The organism is Tardiphaga sp. 37S4, from assembly GCF_021044645.1.
Classification (GTDB): domain Bacteria; phylum Pseudomonadota; class Alphaproteobacteria; order Rhizobiales; family Xanthobacteraceae; genus Tardiphaga; species Tardiphaga robiniae.
Genome location: NZ_CP088008.1, coordinates 1,282,768 through 1,298,634, shown reverse-complemented (window position 1 = coordinate 1,298,634; position 15,867 = coordinate 1,282,768). Strand labels below are relative to the sequence as shown.

Here is a 15,867-nt window from a genome sequence, read left to right as displayed (position 1 = left end):
ATTCGTCCTTGTTGATGGGCAGCGGGGCCGTCAGGCAAGACCCTCAATGGGCCGCAAGACCCGCTGCAGGTTTGCCATGACCGCCGAGATAGGCGGCCGCGATGGCCTCGTTGGCCCAGAGATCCTCCGGCTTGCCGCCAAGCACGATACGGCCGGTTTCCAGCACGTAACCCTGATCGGCGACGGATAGTCCCATGCGCGCATTTTGCTCCACAAGCAAGACCGTGGTGGAGAGGCGGATTTCCGTGATGATGCGGAACACCGCCTGTACGATGACCGGCGCGAGGCCGAGCGACGGCTCGTCCAGGAGTAGCAACCGCGGCTTGGCCATCAGGCCGCGGGCGACCGCCACCATCTGCAACTGACCGCCAGACAGCGTCCAGCCGAGCGCACCGGAGAATTTCCGTATGTCGGGAAACAGGTCGAACATCGCGTCGGCTTCACCAGACAATTCGGCCTTGCTCGCTTTGCGGTTGGAGCCTCCGAGCATGATGTTCTCTTTCACCGTCAGGCCAGGAAACACCCGCCTGCCCTCCGGCACATGGGAGATGCCCATCCGCACGATGGCTTCCGGGCCCAAACCTGCAATGGACTTGCCGTCGAACAGGATGTCGCCGGATGCCGGCTTGGCGAGACCGGAGATCGCACGCAGCGTGGTCGACTTGCCGGCACCGTTGGCACCGAGCAGCGTCACCACCTGCCCTTCCTCGACATTGAACGACACACCGCGGAGCGCGACGATTTCGCCGTAACGGACATTGAGATCGTTGATTTCAAGCAGCGGCATCAGTCTGTTCCGAGATAGGCCGAGACGACGTCGGGATGGCGGAGCACCGCCATCGACTCGCCATCGGCAATACGCCGTCCGAAATTCAGCACGGTGATATGCTGGGCTGCTTCCGACACCAGCGTCATGTCGTGATCGATGATCAGGATGGTCAGCCCCTGCGCGGCGATGCGCTTGAGCAGTTCATGCAGCTCGAGCTTCTCGGTCGAATTGAGGCCGGCAGCGGGCTCGTCGAGCAGCAGCAGCGTCGGGTTCGCCGCCAGTGCGCGCGCGATCTCGATCAGGCGCTGATGGCCGTAGGAGAAGCTGGAGATCAGCTCCATGGCGCGCGGGCCGAGGCCGACGAAAGTGAGCGCCGCCAGCGCCCGCTCAGTCAGCGCGGCTTCATCGCCCTTGCCGGTCAGCGTATTGCCCGGCCGCTCGGCGCCGATGATGACGTTTTCCAGCGCGGTCATCGAGCGGAACAGGCGGATGTTCTGGAAGGTGCGGCCGAGTCCTGCCGCCGCGCGCAGATGCGGCGGCATGGTGGTGACGTCAGTGCCGTCGAGCACCACCTTGCCGGAGGTCGCGTTGTAGAGACCCGAGAGCACGTTGAGCGTCGTGGTCTTGCCGGACCCGTTGGGACCGATCAGCGCATGCACGCCGCCGCGGCGCACGGATATGTCGACCTGATCGACAGCTTTCAAGCCGCCGAAATGTTTCGACAGGCCGGTAACTTCGAGCACCATGTCGCCGCCGGTCGCCGCCGGCCTGAGCTGCAGCGGCGCGCTGGTCACAGCCACCTTCTTGCTGCTGCGCATGCGGTCATAGGCGGCAGTGACGAAGCCCCAGATGCCATCCGGCATGAAGCGGATGATCAGGATCACCGACAGGCCGTAGATGGCGAGATAGAGGCCCGGCACGCTCTTGAGGAAACGCAACCATTCCGGAATGAGGATCAGCAAGCCCGTGCCGATGGCGGAGCCGATCGGCGACGCCACGCCGCCGAGCAGCGACATGGTCAGGAACACGATGGATTCGGCGAAGGAGAACTGATCCGGCGAGATATAGGCGAAGCCGCCCGCGAACAGGCCGCCGCCGAGACCGCCGAGCACGGCCGATATGGCGAATGCATAGACCTTGGTGCGAAACACATCGATGCCGTTGACGCCGGCCGCGAGTTCGTTGTCGCGCACCGCGCGCATGGCGCGGCCGAGCCGCGTCTCCGGCAGATGCCAGACGATATAACCGACCAAAGCGAGCATCGCGACGCAGAAAGCGAGATAGGATTGCGACGACAGGAACAGCGACGGGCGCCCGATCTTCGACACGCCGTCCGGTCCCTTGGTGAGCCAGATCGCATTGATCATCACCAAAGTGACGATCTGCTGGAACGAGATCGTCACCATCGCGAGGTAGTGGCCGCCGAGCCGCAGCGTCGACAGGCCGAGCACCGCGCCGGCGACCAGCGCCATCACGCAGCCCGCCACCAGACACAGCCAGTAGCTGAGCTGATAGTCCGTGGTGCCGATACCGACCGCATAGGCGCCGAAGCCGAAGAACGCCGCCTGCGCCAGATTGATCTGCCCGCACAGGCCGAGCACCACCGACAGGCCGAACACGGCGATGGCGAAAGTGGTGGCCTGCATCAGGATATTGAGGATGTAGCCGTCGAACTGCATCGACGACGCCAGAAAGACCAAAACGGCGGCGCCGATGAAATACGGCGCGTGACGCAGCAGCAGCGGCTTCGGACGCGTGATGACCACTGCCGGGATGTTGTCGCTGGAGGTGCTCATGCTTTCTCCGCGACACGTTCGCCGAAGATGCCCTGCGGACGAAACACCAGGAACAGCACCAGCACGAGGAAAGCGAAGCCGTCCTTGTAGGGTACAGAGATATAGGCGGCGCCGAATGTCTCGATGATGCCGAGCGCGAGACCGCCGATGATGGCACCGGTGACATCGCCAAAGCCACCGATGATGGTGGCTGCAAATGCCTTCAGCGCGATGGTGGAGCCCATCTGGATCGACACGAACAGGATCGGTGCAACCAGAAGCCCGGCGAGCCCGCCGAGCACGGCCGAATAGATGAAGGTGACCATGATCATGGTGGAAACGGAAATGCCGAGCAGCGAGGCCATTTCCTTGTCCTGCGACGTCGCCTGCAGCTTCTTGCCGATCATCGTGTGTTCGAAGAACCAGTAATTAAAGATCACCAGCGCGATGGTGACCACGATGATCAGCAGATACTGGCTGTCGAGATAGACCGGACCGAGCTGGATGCCGGGCGTGTCGAACCAGCCCGGAAGCACCTGCGGCTGCGGGCCGTACAGCGCCAGCACGCCATTGGCCATCAGGATTGAGGCGCCGATGGTGGCGATGATCACAGGCAGATAGGTGCGGTGGCGCAGCGGATAATAGACGCCGAGATTGAAGATGACGCCGATGACCGCCATGCCGGCGAGCGCAATGATGAAGGACAGCCAATAGGGCAGTTCCAGATCGACGGCGCAGACCACCATGAGATAGGCGGCGACCATCGAGAACTCGCCTTGCGCAAAATTGACGACATTGGTGGCGCGGAAGATCAGCACGAAGCCCAGCGCCACCAGCGCATAGACGGCTCCGATGCCGACTCCCGTAAACAGTAACTGCAGTACCAGATCCATCAGGCGTGCTCGGTGGGAGGTGATTTTGCCAAGAACTCGTCATTCCGGGATGCGCCCGCTTGGGCGCAGACCCGGAATCTCGACATGGTGAGCGCGGCAACAGGCGCTGAACATTTCGGGATTCCCCGCCACTCCAATTGGAGTGGCTGAGGTTCGCGATCGCCTGACGGCGCTCGCGCCCCGGAATGACAATTGTGTGGCGGGTTCACGCGCGGAAGACGCGCGTGCCCCGGGATGACGATTTAGGCCGTCGGTCGACAGCCCTCACCGTCAGTTATCGAATTCGATGTGTTTGTCGAAGACGATGTTGCCCTTCTCATTCTTCACGATGTTGTAGCCGTGCAGACCGTCGCCGTTCTTGTCGAAGTTGTATTCGCCTTCGGCTCCAGGATATTTCTTGACCGTGAGGATCGCCTCGCGGATCTTCTGCGGATCGGTCGAGCCGGCATTCTTGATCGCCGTCGCCAGCACGTTGATCGCATCATACGGCCAGGAGCTCTGGTTATCCGGCGCAACCTTGTAGGCATCGCGATAGGCCTTGCCGAAGGCCTTCGACGCCTCGGAGGAATCTTCCGCGTAATCGGCGACGCCATAGGTGCCGTAGAGCGCGGGACCGGCGAGCTTCAATGCGGTGACGTTGACGATCGAGGGCGAACCGACCCACGGAATGTTGACGCCGAGCTGGCGCAGCTGGCGGGCAAAAATGCCGAGATCGTTTTCGAAGGTGAAATAGGAACCGAGAATGTCGGCGCCGGACTGCTTGATCGCCAGAACGACCGGCGTGAAATCCTGGCTTTGATTGGCATAGCCCTGATCGAGCGCGACGGTGGCACCCAGCGGCCCGAGCGCTTCGGTCAGTGCCTTGCCGCCCGCGGTGCCGAAGGCATCGGTCGAATGCAGCACGGCCCACTTCTTCTTGTCGAGATTCTTGACGCCATATTCGGCGATGACGCGGCCGGAATAGCTGTCATTCGGGCGGAAACGGAACAGCCAGGGATTGCCGAGCTTGGTGAGGTTTGGATCGGTACCGCCGAACATCACCGGCTTGCCGAGTTTGAGCACGTCGGGCGCCATCGCATGCACCTGAGTCGAGCGGATCGAACCGAGGAAACCGACGATGTCGGGATTGGCAGCGAGCTTGGAGAAGGCCAGCACGATGCCGGGATTGGTGGTCTGGTCGTCCTCGATGATCAGTTCGATCTGTTTGCCGAGGATGCCGCCCGCCTTGTTGATGGCCTCGACTGCGAGTTTGGCGCCGCCGGTCGCATATTTGCCCGCTTCCGCGGCCGGTCCCGTAATCGGCGCGCACATGCCGATCTTGATCGTTCCGCCGCCCTGGGCGCGCGCGCTGCCAATAATGTAGGGGGCGGTCAGACCAGCGGCCAATCCTGCCGTGAATCCACGTCTCGTGAGCGTCATCGTTCTCTCCCTAAGAGGCCGGACTTGGGCGCCAGCCTTCTTTTGATGGCGGGAGTTGAGCGAAAAATTCTTCTCCTGTCTACAGCCCAGCGAAATTCGTACGACGAATTAACGCTCGCGTGACGTGCGACGGCCTTGCCGCAAAAATATGCAGATCAGTTATTCACCAGCGTCATCGTCTTCCGCGCCATCGGCAGCAGGCATGGCCAGCAGCGCGGCTTCCAGCTCATGCAACAAAGCCTGCAGGTCGGACAATTTGCGCGCGCCGAAGCGCTTCGTCATCTCGGCATAGATTGCCTCCGATGTGGGCGCGACGGCCTCGATCAATTTCAATCCCTTTGACGTGATCGAGACAATGCTGCGGCGCAAATCGGCCTTCAGCAAGCGCCGCTCGATCAGCTTGCGCCCTTCGAGATCGCGCAGGATGCGCGACAGGCTCGGCCCGAGAAGGAAGGCGACGCGCGCGAGTTCCGTCACTTCGATCTCGCCCGACGCCGCGAGCGCGCGCAGGATGCGCCATTGCTGTTCGGTGAGATCATGCGCGCGCAGCGATGGGCGAAAATGTCGCATCACCGATTCCCGCGTTCGCAGCAGCGACATCGGCAGCGACTGCGAGAAGTCGCGCATAGGGATTTTCGCAGCGGACTTGGCGGCGGTCCGTGGCTTTGATGCTGTCGTCATGATCGCCTCTATAGGATGATTCTGGCGCATCCCAGTGTGCAACGCACAATCGAATTGTCACGGCCGGGGTTTGATCGCAACAACTTAACATGTTAATCGGTTTTCCGCGCGGCTTTTCTGCGCGGGATAACGACGCGATGGCACTCACCTCTTCAGACATATCAAGCGCGGCGCAGCGCCTGCATCACGCCGAGAAGACGCGGACGCAGATCCGGCAACTGTCGCTGGACCATCCCGGCATCACCATCGACGATTCCTATGCGATCCAGAAAGCCTGGATCGAGATCAAGGTCGCAGAGGGTCGCATCGTGCGCGGCCACAAGATCGGCCTCACCTCCAAGGCGATGCAGAGCGCGCTGAATATCGACGAGCCGGATTCCGGCGTGCTGCTCGACGACATGTTCTTCGCCGATGGCGGCATCGTTCCCACCGATCGCTTCATCGCAACCCGGGTCGAGGCCGAGCTGGCTTTCGTGATGAAGACGCGGCTCACAGGCCCGGATTGCACGATGTTCGACGTGCTCAATGCCACCGACTTCGTGGTCCCGGCGCTGGAGATCCTCGACACGCGCGTCGAGCGCGTCGATGCCGCAACCAAAGCCACGCGAAAGATCTTCGATACCATCGCCGACAATGCGGCCAATGCCGGCATCGTGCTCGGCGGCCGGCCGATGCGGCCGCTGGACACCGATCTGCGCTGGGTCGGCGCCATGTGCCATCGCAACGGCCAGCTCGAGGAGACCGGTCTCGCCGCCGGCGTGCTGAATCATCCTGCCACCAGCGTCGCCTGGCTGGCCAACAAGATCGCGCCGCATGGGCTAGCGCTGGAACCCGGTCAGGTCGTTCTCGCCGGCTCGTTCATTCGCCCCATCGAGACCCGCAAAGGCGACACGATCCAGGCGGACTATGGCCCATGGGGCACCGTGAGCTGCTACTTCGGCTGAACAGGGATCACGCACCATGCCGCATTTCACCATCGAATATTCGGCCAATCTCGACGGCGCGATCGATATCAGCGCGCTCTGCGAGGTCATCCGCAATGCTGCGGTGCAGACCGGCATCTTTCCGCTCGGCGGCATCCGCGTCCGCGCGATCCGCTGCGAGCATTATGCCATCGCCGACGGCCGCGCCGGCCTCAGCTTTCTCGATATCCTGCTGCGGATCGGCGAAGGCCGCTCGCTCGAGGCTCGCCAGACGGCCGGTGCGCATATCTTCGATGTGGTCTCGACCCATCTCGACAATGTTTTCGCCGGCGGCCGATTTGCGCTGTCCTTCGACATGCAGATCAACGACAGCGCCACGAGCTGGAAGCGCAATCCCATTCACGACCTGCTGAAAGCCGAGGCCAACAATGGCTAAGACCCCTGCCGATCCCGCCGCCGTCTTCGCGGCCAATCAGGAACGTGCCGCGCCGCTGCTGAAGAAGCTCTCGGTCGACGGTATCGGCAATATTATCGATGGCCGGATCGTGCCGTCATCGTCGGGGGAGGTGTTCGAAACGACGTCGCCCATCGATGGCACCGTGCTGGCACAGGTCGCGCGCGGCACGGCAGCGGATATCGACAAAGCCGCCAAGGCCGCCCAGCGCGCCTTCAAAGAATGGCGCGACATGGCGCCGACCGCGCGCAAGAAGCTGCTGCATCGCGTCGCCGATGCCATCGAGGACAATGCCGACGACATCGCCGTGCTGGAATGTATCGACACCGGCCAGGCGCATCGCTTCATGGCCAAGGCCGCGATCCGCGGCGCCGAGAATTTTCGCTTCTATGCCGACAAATGCACGGAGGCCCGCGACGGCCTGAACATGCCGGCCGATGAGCACTGGAACGTCTCGACGCGCGTGCCGATCGGCCCGGTCGGTGTGATCACGCCGTGGAACACACCGTTCATGCTGTCGACCTGGAAGATCGCGCCGGCGCTGGCCGCCGGCTGCACGGTCGTTCACAAGCCGGCCGAATGGTCGCCGGTCACCGCGGATCTGCTGGCGAAGCTCGCCAAGCAGGCCGGCCTGCCCGACGGTGTGCTGAACACCGTGCATGGCTTCGGCGAAGAGTCCGGCAAGGCGCTGACCGAACACCCGGCCATCAAGGCCATCGCATTCGTCGGCGAGAGCGCCACCGGCTCCGCGATCATGGCGCAGGGCGCGCCGACGCTGAAGCGCGTGCATTTCGAACTCGGCGGCAAGAATCCGGTGATCGTATTCGATGATGCGGACCTCGACCGCGCGCTCGATGCCGTGGTGTTCATGATCTACTCGCTGAATGGCGAGCGCTGTACCTCGTCCAGCCGGTTGCTGGTGCAGGCGAGCATTGCCGATACATTCATCGAGAAGCTCACGGCCCGCGTGCAGGCACTGAAGGTCGGGCATCCGCTCGATCCCAGAACCGAAGTCGGCCCGCTGATCCATGAGCGGCATCATGCCAAGGTGTGCAGCTATTTCGACATCGCGCGGCAGGACGGCGCGACCATCGCCGTCGGCGGCAAGCCTTATGACGGCCCCGGCGGCGGTCATTACGTGCAGCCGACGCTGGTGACCGGCGCGCGCAAGGACATGCGCGTGGCACAGGAAGAAGTGTTCGGCCCGTTCCTCACGGTGATCCCGTTCGGCAACGAAGCCGAAGCCATCGAAATCGCCAACGCCGTGCAATACGGCCTCACCGGCTATGTCTGGACCAATGATGTGGGCCGTGCGCTGCGCGTGGCCGACGCGCTGGAGGCCGGCATGATCTGGCTCAATTCGGAAAATGTCCGCCACCTGCCGACGCCATTCGGCGGCATGAAAGCCTCCGGCATCGGAAGGGATGGCGGGGATTATTCGTTCGAGTTCTATATGGAAACCAAACACGTCTCGCTGGCGCGCGGGACGCATAAGATACAGCGCCTCGGTATCTAGACTGTCATTCCGGGGCACGTGCGCCCTTACGCACGTGAACCCGGAATCTCGTGCGGTTCATCCCCCTCTGAACCGCCCGGCATCGAGAAGTGATGAACATATCGGGATTCCGGGTTCACGTGCGCTAGTGCGCACGCGCCCCGGAATGACGAGATAAAAACGCAGGAAACGCCCATGCCCGTGCCGACCCACGTGTTCGATCCGCCCTTCAACATCCTGCGCTCCAGCCACGTCGTGCTGGATGTCACTGATCTCAAGGCCAGCCGCGCCTTCTATGAGAATGCGGTCGGCCTGCATGTCGAGGACGCCGACAGCGACACCGTCTATCTGCGCGCCGTCGAGGAACACCAGCATCATTCGCTGGTGCTGCGCAAGGCGGCAACATCAGCCTGCCATCGGCTCGGCTTCCGCGTCGCCAGCGAGAACGATCTCGACAAGGCTGCCGCCTGGTTCGCCGCCAACGGCATCGTCTATTCCTTCGTCGAGCGCCCGTTCCAGGGCCGCACGATGCATGTCACCGATCCGTTCGGCTTCCAGATCGAACTCACTGCGACGATGGAGAAGCGCCCGCATCTGCTCCGCCGCTTCGATCTCTACAAGGGTTGCCATCCACAGCGGCTCGATCATTTCAACGTCTTCGCCGCCGAGGTGCAGGACACCGTCGACTTCTATGCGCGGCTCGGCTTCCGGCTGACCGAATATGGCGAAGAAGACGGCGACAATGGCCGCATCGCCGCTGCCTGGATGCATCGCAAGGGCAATGTCCACGACTTCGCCATCACCAATGGCAAGGGGCCGCGGCTGCATCATTTCGCCTATTGGGTGCCGACCGCGATGAACATCCTGCATCTCTGCGACGTGATGGCGTCATCGGGCTATCTGAAGAACCTGGAGCGCGGCCCCGGCCGCCACGGCATCTCCAATGCGTTCTTCCTCTATGTGCGCGATCCCGACGGCCATCGCCTCGAACTCTACACGTCGGACTACCAGACCATGGACACCGATCACGAACCGCTGCGCTGGTCGCTGAAGGACCCGCGCCGCCAGACCCTGTGGGGCGCGCCTGCGCCGCGCTCGTGGTTCGAACAGGGTTCGCCATTCAATGGGCAGGCCGTGCGTGAGCCGGCGTTTGTGGCTGATGTGACGATTGCGGATTGATGACAATAGAGTCTGAGGAACACGCGCGATGACCCACTCCCGCCTCGCCACCTTCACCGTCAACGGAGTCCTGAAATACGGCGCCGTCACTGACGATGGGATCGTCGATCTGTCGGCGCGCTACGGCGGGGATTATCCGACGCTGCGCGAGGCCATCGCCCATGGGGCCTTGCATCGCCTCGCCGATGCCGCGGCCAACCAGCCTGCGGATTTTGCGCTGGAGAGCATCACCTGGCAGCCGCCGATCCCCGCCCCGGAAAAGATCATCTGCATCGGCGTCAACTATCCGGACCGCAACGCCGAATACAAGGACGGCCAGGACGCGCCGAAATATCCTTCGATGTTCATGCGCACGCCGCGCTCCTTTGTCGGACATGACACGCCACTGGTGCGGCCGCGCGTATCCAGGCAGCTCGACTATGAAGGCGAAGTGGTGCTGGTGATCGGCAAGGCCGGGCGACACATCGCCGAGGGCGATGCACTGGACCACATCGCCGCGCTGACGCTCTGCAACGAAGGCACCATCCGCGACTGGGTGCGCCACGCCAAGTTCAACGTCACGCAGGGCAAGAATTTCGAGTCCACCGGCAGCCTCGGGCCATGGATCGTGCCTTATCACGACGAGAGCCAGATCGCCGACATCAGACTCACCACGCATGTGAACGGCGAGTTGCGGCAGGACGATCGCACCTCGCGGCTGATGTTCGGCTTCCGCTATCTCCTGAGCTATATCTCGACCTTCACGACTCTCATGCCCGGTGACGTGATCGTCACCGGCACGCCGACCGGCGCCGGCGCACGCTTCGATCCGCCCCGCTATCTTGTCCCGGGCGACGTGATCGAAATCAAGGCGGATGGCATCGGCACGCTGCGCAACGGCGTCGTCGACGAACACTAACGGATTGGAATACGCATGACTGTTCTCACCGGTGGCGAAGCCATCGTCAGCGGGCTCAAGGCGCACGGCGTCGACACGGTCTTCGGCCTGCCCGGCGCGCAGGTCTATGGTCTGTTCGACGCCTTTCATCAGGCGAAGCTGAACGTCATCGGCGCGCGTCACGAACAGGCCTGCGGCTATATGGCGTTCGGCTATGCCCGCGCCTCGGGCAAGCCCGGCGTGTTCAGCGTGGTGCCCGGCCCCGGCATTCTCAATGCCGGTGCGGCGATGCTCACCGCCTTCGGCTGCAATGAGCCGGTGATGTGCCTCACCGGCCAGGTGCCGAGCGATTACCTTGGCAAGGGCCGCGGTCATCTGCATGAGATGCCGGACCAGCTTGCAACACTCCGCAGTTTCGTGAAATGGGCCGACCGTATCGACTATCCCGCGGATGCGCCGACCAAGGTGGGACGCGGATTTCAGGAAATGATGTCAGGCCGCCGCGGTCCTGTGGCGCTGGAAATGCCATGGGACGTGTTCACGCAGCGCGCGGAGACAGCGGATGCGACGACGCTTGAACCATTCGCTGCGCCCTCGCCCGATCCCGATCGCATCAAGGTCGCAGCCGCGCTGATCAAGGGGAGCAAATCGCCGATGATCTTCGTCGGCGCGGGCGCGATGGATGCGGGCGACGACATCCTCGCACTCGCCGAGATGATCGACGCGCCCGTGGTCGCGTTCCGCTCCGGCCGCGGCATCGTCAGCAATGCGCATGAGCTGGGTCTCACCATGGCCGCCGCCTATAATCTGTGGCCGCAGACCGATCTCATGATCGGCATCGGCTCGCGGATGGAATTGCCGACCACGTTCCGCTGGCCGTTCCGGCCGGAGGGGCTGAAGTCTATCCGCATCGATATCGATCCCGTCGAATTCCGACGGCTCACGGTCGATGCGCCGATCGTTGCCGATGCGACAGAAGGAACGCGCGCGCTGGTCGCCGCCGTAAGCAAGGCCGGATATACGAAGACGGCCGGGCGTCGCGAGACGATCCGCGCAGCCTCGGCGAAAGCGCAGAAGGACATCCAGGCGATCCAGCCGCAGATGGCCTATCTCGACATCCTGCGCGACGTGCTGCCCGACAATGCCATCGTCACCGACGAACTGTCGCAGGTCGGCTTCACCTCATGGTTCGGCTTCCCGGTCTATCAGCCGCGCACCTTCATCACCTCAGGCTATCAGGGCACGCTCGGCTCCGGCTTTCCCACCGCGCTCGGCGCCAAGGTGGCGCATCCGGACCGGCCGGTGGTAGCGATCACCGGCGATGGCGGCTTCATGTTCGCGGTGCAGGAACTGGCGACGGCCGTGCAGTTCAAGATCGGCGTGGTGACGCTGGTGTTCAACAACAATGCCTATGGCAATGTGCGGCGCGACCAGTTGCAGGTGTTCGACGGCCGCGTGGTCGCCGCCGATCTGGTCAATCCGGATTTCGTCAGGCTGGCGGAATCGTTCGGCGTTGGGGCCGCGCGAGTGACGTCACCGGCGGAGTTCAAGCCGGCGCTGGAAAAGGCGCTGGCGGATGGCGGGCCGTATCTGATTGCGATCGACGTGGTCAGGGACTCGGAAGTCAGTCCGTGGGCGTTCATTCATCCGAAGAAGCCAGCTTAACCTCTCCCCGCTCTGCGCGGGGAGAGGTCGACCGGCGTAGCGCAGCGAAGCCGGTCGGGTGAGGGGCGAGGCAAGAAAGAGGACACATGTTCAACCTCTCGGATCGAAGATGTGCGATCCGAGAGGAATAGTTCGCAGCGACTGCAGTGGATGCCCCTCACCCGCCGCGCCACTCGATGCTGCGCATCGAAAGGCGCGTCGACCTCTCCCCGCAAATGCGGGGAGAGGTTAGCGCGTTACTGCTTCACCGGCGGATCCAGCAGCATGCAGCCGCCATCCGCGATCGGCCGCATGATGTCTTCGGCCTTCACCTTGCCCTTGATGGTGAGCAGGTCCCACTCGCCTTTCACCTCCGACGGCTTCTTCACTTCCGCCAGCAGCATGTCGTTCATCAGCCGGCCGTCCTCGCGTACGCGGGCGCCGGGCGCGAAGAAATCATCCACCGGCATCGCCTTCATCTGACGCATCACCTTCAGACCGTCATTCTCGTTGGCGGCTTCCGCAGCGCGCAGATAATGCTTCACCGCGCTATAGACGCCAGCCTGCGCATGGGTCGGCATCTTGCCGTGCTTGGCCATGAAGCGCTTGCCGAATTCGCGGCTCTTGTCGTCATTGTCCCAGTAATAGCCTTCGAGATACTGCACGCCTTGCGTGGCCTCCGAGCCTAGCGCCTTCACCGAGGTGAGATAGAAGATCAGCACGGCGAGCTTCTGCTTGCCCTCGCCGATCTGGAATTCGCGCGCCTGCTTGATATTGGTGACGGTGTCGCCGGACGCATTGGCGAGCGCGATCACCTTGGCGCCAGAGGATTGCGCCTGCAGCAGGAACGACGAGAAATCCATCGTGCCGACCGGATGCTTCACCGCACCGAGGACCTTGCCGCCGGCAGCTTCCACCACTTTCGAGACTTCCGCCTGCATGGCGATGCCGAATGCATAATCCGCCGTGATGAAATACCAGGTATCGCCGCCCTGCTTGACCACGGCCTTGGCGATGCCCTGCGCCAGCGAATAGGTGTCGTAGAGCCACATCGCGGCGGTCGGCGCGCATTGCTTGCCGAACACGTCGGCCGTGGCCGAACCAACATGCACCAGCACCTTGCCGCGCTCGCGCGCCATGTTCTGCACCGCCAGCGAGATCGCGGAATTGCCGATATCGAAGATCGCATCGACGCCCTGCTGATCGTAGAGATCGCGCGCCAGCGATACGCCGATATCGGTCTTGTTCTGATGATCGGGGCCGAGCAGTTTCACCGGCAGGCCACGCACCTTGCCGCCGACATCGTCGATCGCAAGCTGCGCCGCAACCACGCTGCCGGTGCCGCCGGCATCGGAGAATACCGAACTCTTATCGTTCAGCACGGCGATGGTGAGAGGTTTGGTGATGGGTTCGGCAAGCGCCGAACCGTTCAGGCAAGCAACAGCAATGGCAGCCAATATGCCCATTCGGGTCATTGTCGTTTCCTCGTTCTGGTTTTTATTGAGGAAAGCGTAATGGCGGCTGAATGCCTTGGCCAGCGAAATTTAATCGATCGATTAAATCGAATTCCGACGCGCGGAAAGCATCAGACGATTGGTATCGATGCGCTCCGCCGCTGCCACCGAACCGCAGCAAGCGCCAGTAGTCCAGCACCGGCCACAGCCCAGCATGCGACGGGCGCCCAGTGCAGGAACGGCGCGTAGTCCGGCAGCTTCTGCAATCCGCCGGCGACGGCCGCCATGCGTGCGAAGGTTGCGAGCGCGAGTGCCGAGAAGACGAGACCGATGACCTTGCCCTCCGCGCCGGTCTCGCCGATCGCCATTGCCGCCGACACCGCGCTCATCATCATGCAGCCCCATGCGGTGCCTGCGATGAATTGCGCAGCGATCAGCATGTTGAGATTCACAGCGAATTCGGCGCCGATCACCGCAAACGCGCCAAGCAATCCGGCTGCCCCGATGACGAGGATTCCGCCCTGACGCTTGACCACCGCGCTGGCCGGAAACATCGCGATGTTGAAGCCGATCCAGAATATCGGCATCAGCCATTCCAGATCGGCCGGCTTGGCGAAGCGCAGGAACATCGGCGCGCTGTTGATGCTGAAATGCAATTGGAAACCAAGCGCGAGAATGATCATCGCAGCGATGAACAGCATGGGCATGCGGCCGAGCGCCTTGCCTTGCGCCGGCGAAGCCTTTGCCTCACGGGCGCTGACCTGCACGAGGCCACGCTCGACGCGCGACAGCGCCAGCGTCACGATCAGCAAAACCACGCCGGCAACAACGAAAGGTAGCCGCGGATCGACGCCGCGCAATGTCGCGCCGAGATAGGGCGCGAGCGCACCAGCGACGCCATAGCCGAGCATGGCCAGCGCAGCGAGAAACGGCCGCGACGGGCGCGCGGCATATTTGCCGAGCAATGTCAGCGGCGGCGCACGCAATGCGGAGGATGTCGCCGACCAGATCACGATCAATGCGATCAGCGCGACTTGCGCCTTCGGTCCCTGGCCGGCAACGAAAGGCAGCGCGACGAAGGCCGCGCAGGACACCGCGGTCAGGATGCCGACAATGAGACCGAGCCGCCCGACCACGCGCGCGATCCTGTCAGCGACCAGACCCATCGCCGTATCGGTCACAGTGAAAATCGCCTGATCGAGCATCAGGATGACAATCACGACGGTCGGCGCAATGCCGACATCGGCGGCAAGCTTCGGCAGATAGATCACATAGGTGACCCAGCCCAGCGTGAAGACCAGTTGCAGAATGGCGAGATAGACACCGGCAGCATTGCTGGCGGCGGCTTGTGTGCCGGTTCGTTCCTGCTCGCTCATGGTCCCCTCGCCCCGCCCGACCATAGAATGGTCGCGGCAGCCAAGGAAAGCGTTCAACGCTTCTCTTCCTTCCCTTCTCCCCCGCGCGAAGCGAAGCTTCGCTAGGCGGGAGAAGGTGGCGCGGCCAAAGGCCGTGCCGGATGAGGGGTAATGCTGGAGCCCCGCTGCTACCCCTCTCCCGTCTTCGCTTCGCGAAGCCACCCTCTCCCACCCTGCACAGCTTCGCTGTGCGTGGGGGAGAGGGGAAGATCCGCGCGTCACTGCGTCTTGCGGAAGGTCAGGTTGATGCGCTGGCCGCCCATGACCGGATGCTCGCCATCCGGCAGCGGCGCGACGCCGTGATAGACCAGCCGCGCTGGGCCGCCCCAGACCACGACATCACCATGGGTCAGACGATAGCGCTTCTGCGGCGCGCTGCGGGTGAGACCACCGAACAGAAATGTCGCCGGCAGGCCGAGCGACACCGAAACGATGGGCGCGCGCAGATCGAGCTCGTCCTTGTCCTGGTGCAGCGAGAGTTTGGCGCCGGGCTTGTAGCGATTGATCAGGCAGGCATCGGGCGCGAAGGCACCGAAGCCGGCACGAACCGCCGCGCGTGCGGCGAGATCGCGAAACGGCGCGGGCATCTCGGGCCATGACTTGCCGCTGTCGGGATCGACGGGGTCGTAGCGATAACCGCGTGCGTCAGACACCCATCCGACACGGCCGCAATTGGTCATGGCGACCGACATGGTGTGACCGCCCGGCGTGACCAGATGGCGGAACGGCGCCGCCTTCACGATCATACGCAGCGCCGCGATCACATCCGGCTGTTCGGTGGCGAAAAAATTGCGCAGCAGCACCGCGCCCTCGGCGAGCTCTTCACACGCGGGCTGGTCATCCCTGATATCGGCGAACAGGTCGGTCATCTCGTTTCTTCAGTCGTCCC

General features: G+C 63.1%; 14 protein-coding genes. 6 read left to right on the top strand and 8 right to left on the bottom strand.

What is annotated here, in order from left to right; all coding sequences use genetic code 11:
• Nucleotides 1-43: 43 nt before the first annotated feature.
• From LPB73_RS06160 to hpaR, 5 genes are all read right to left on the bottom strand, one after another.
• Nucleotides 44-787 (bottom strand): ABC transporter ATP-binding protein, encoded by a 744-nt coding sequence (locus LPB73_RS06160; RefSeq protein ID WP_068735820.1) that lies wholly within the window; start codon nt 785-787, stop codon nt 44-46.
• The gene (locus LPB73_RS06155; RefSeq protein WP_231079980.1) at nt 787-2,565 is read right to left on the bottom strand and encodes an ABC transporter permease subunit; all 1,779 of its coding nucleotides are present in this window, start codon (nt 2,563-2,565) and stop codon (nt 787-789) included. Before LPB73_RS06155 ends, LPB73_RS06160 begins: the two co-directional genes overlap by 1 nt.
• Nucleotides 2,562-3,437: a branched-chain amino acid ABC transporter permease gene (locus LPB73_RS06150; protein WP_231079979.1), complete on the bottom strand. Its 876-nt coding sequence runs from the start codon at nt 3,435-3,437 to the stop codon at nt 2,562-2,564. Before LPB73_RS06150 ends, LPB73_RS06155 begins: the two co-directional genes overlap by 4 nt.
• A 270-nt stretch (nt 3,438-3,707) precedes the next feature.
• Nucleotides 3,708-4,856: an ABC transporter substrate-binding protein gene (locus LPB73_RS06145; protein WP_089265093.1), complete on the bottom strand. Its 1,149-nt coding sequence runs from the start codon at nt 4,854-4,856 to the stop codon at nt 3,708-3,710.
• 159 nt (nt 4,857-5,015) lie between these two features.
• Nucleotides 5,016-5,537, bottom strand: coding sequence for a homoprotocatechuate degradation operon regulator HpaR (gene hpaR / locus LPB73_RS06140; RefSeq protein ID WP_231079978.1), 522 nt, complete (start codon nt 5,535-5,537; stop codon nt 5,016-5,018).
• A 137-nt stretch (nt 5,538-5,674) separates the two neighbouring features.
• On the opposite strand from hpaR, the gene hpaH reads away from it, so the two are divergent.
• From hpaH to LPB73_RS06110, 6 genes are all read left to right on the top strand, one after another.
• Complete coding sequence (gene hpaH / locus LPB73_RS06135) at nt 5,675-6,481, top strand: 2-oxo-hept-4-ene-1,7-dioate hydratase (protein ID WP_231079977.1); 807 nt, start codon at nt 5,675-5,677, stop codon at nt 6,479-6,481.
• 16 nt (nt 6,482-6,497) lie between these two features.
• On the top strand, nt 6,498-6,896 hold the full coding sequence (locus tag LPB73_RS06130; protein WP_093756551.1) for a 5-carboxymethyl-2-hydroxymuconate Delta-isomerase: 399 nt from the start codon (nt 6,498-6,500) through the stop codon (nt 6,894-6,896).
• Nucleotides 6,889-8,430 carry a 5-carboxymethyl-2-hydroxymuconate semialdehyde dehydrogenase gene (gene hpaE / locus LPB73_RS06125; protein WP_231079976.1) on the top strand — a complete coding sequence of 514 codons (1,542 nt, stop codon included), beginning with the start codon at nt 6,889-6,891 and terminating at the stop codon, nt 8,428-8,430. Before LPB73_RS06130 ends, hpaE begins: the two co-directional genes overlap by 8 nt.
• A 174-nt stretch (nt 8,431-8,604) precedes the next feature.
• Complete coding sequence (gene hpaD / locus LPB73_RS06120; RefSeq protein ID WP_231079975.1) at nt 8,605-9,588, top strand: 3,4-dihydroxyphenylacetate 2,3-dioxygenase; 984 nt, start codon at nt 8,605-8,607, stop codon at nt 9,586-9,588.
• Nucleotides 9,589-9,616: 28 nt separating this feature from the next.
• Nucleotides 9,617-10,486 carry a fumarylacetoacetate hydrolase family protein gene (locus LPB73_RS06115; RefSeq protein ID WP_231079974.1) on the top strand — a complete coding sequence of 290 codons (870 nt, stop codon included), beginning with the start codon at nt 9,617-9,619 and terminating at the stop codon, nt 10,484-10,486.
• A 15-nt stretch (nt 10,487-10,501) separates the two neighbouring features.
• Entirely contained in the window at nt 10,502-12,130 is a 1,629-nt protein-coding gene (locus tag LPB73_RS06110) for a thiamine pyrophosphate-dependent enzyme (protein WP_231079973.1), read from the top strand.
• A gap of 236 nt (nt 12,131-12,366) precedes the next feature.
• Here LPB73_RS06110 and LPB73_RS06105 read toward each other — a convergent pair whose 3' ends face one another.
• From LPB73_RS06105 to alkB, 3 genes are all read right to left on the bottom strand, one after another.
• Nucleotides 12,367-13,584 carry an ABC transporter substrate-binding protein gene (locus LPB73_RS06105; RefSeq protein WP_231079972.1) on the bottom strand — a complete coding sequence of 406 codons (1,218 nt, stop codon included), beginning with the start codon at nt 13,582-13,584 and terminating at the stop codon, nt 12,367-12,369.
• Between the two features lie 110 nt (nt 13,585-13,694).
• Complete coding sequence (locus LPB73_RS06100; protein WP_231079971.1) at nt 13,695-14,939, bottom strand: MFS transporter; 1,245 nt, start codon at nt 14,937-14,939, stop codon at nt 13,695-13,697.
• A 257-nt stretch (nt 14,940-15,196) separates the two neighbouring features.
• On the bottom strand, nt 15,197-15,847 hold the full coding sequence (gene alkB, locus LPB73_RS06095) for a DNA oxidative demethylase AlkB (RefSeq protein WP_231079970.1): 651 nt from the start codon (nt 15,845-15,847) through the stop codon (nt 15,197-15,199).
• Between the last annotated feature and the right edge of the window lie 20 nt (nt 15,848-15,867).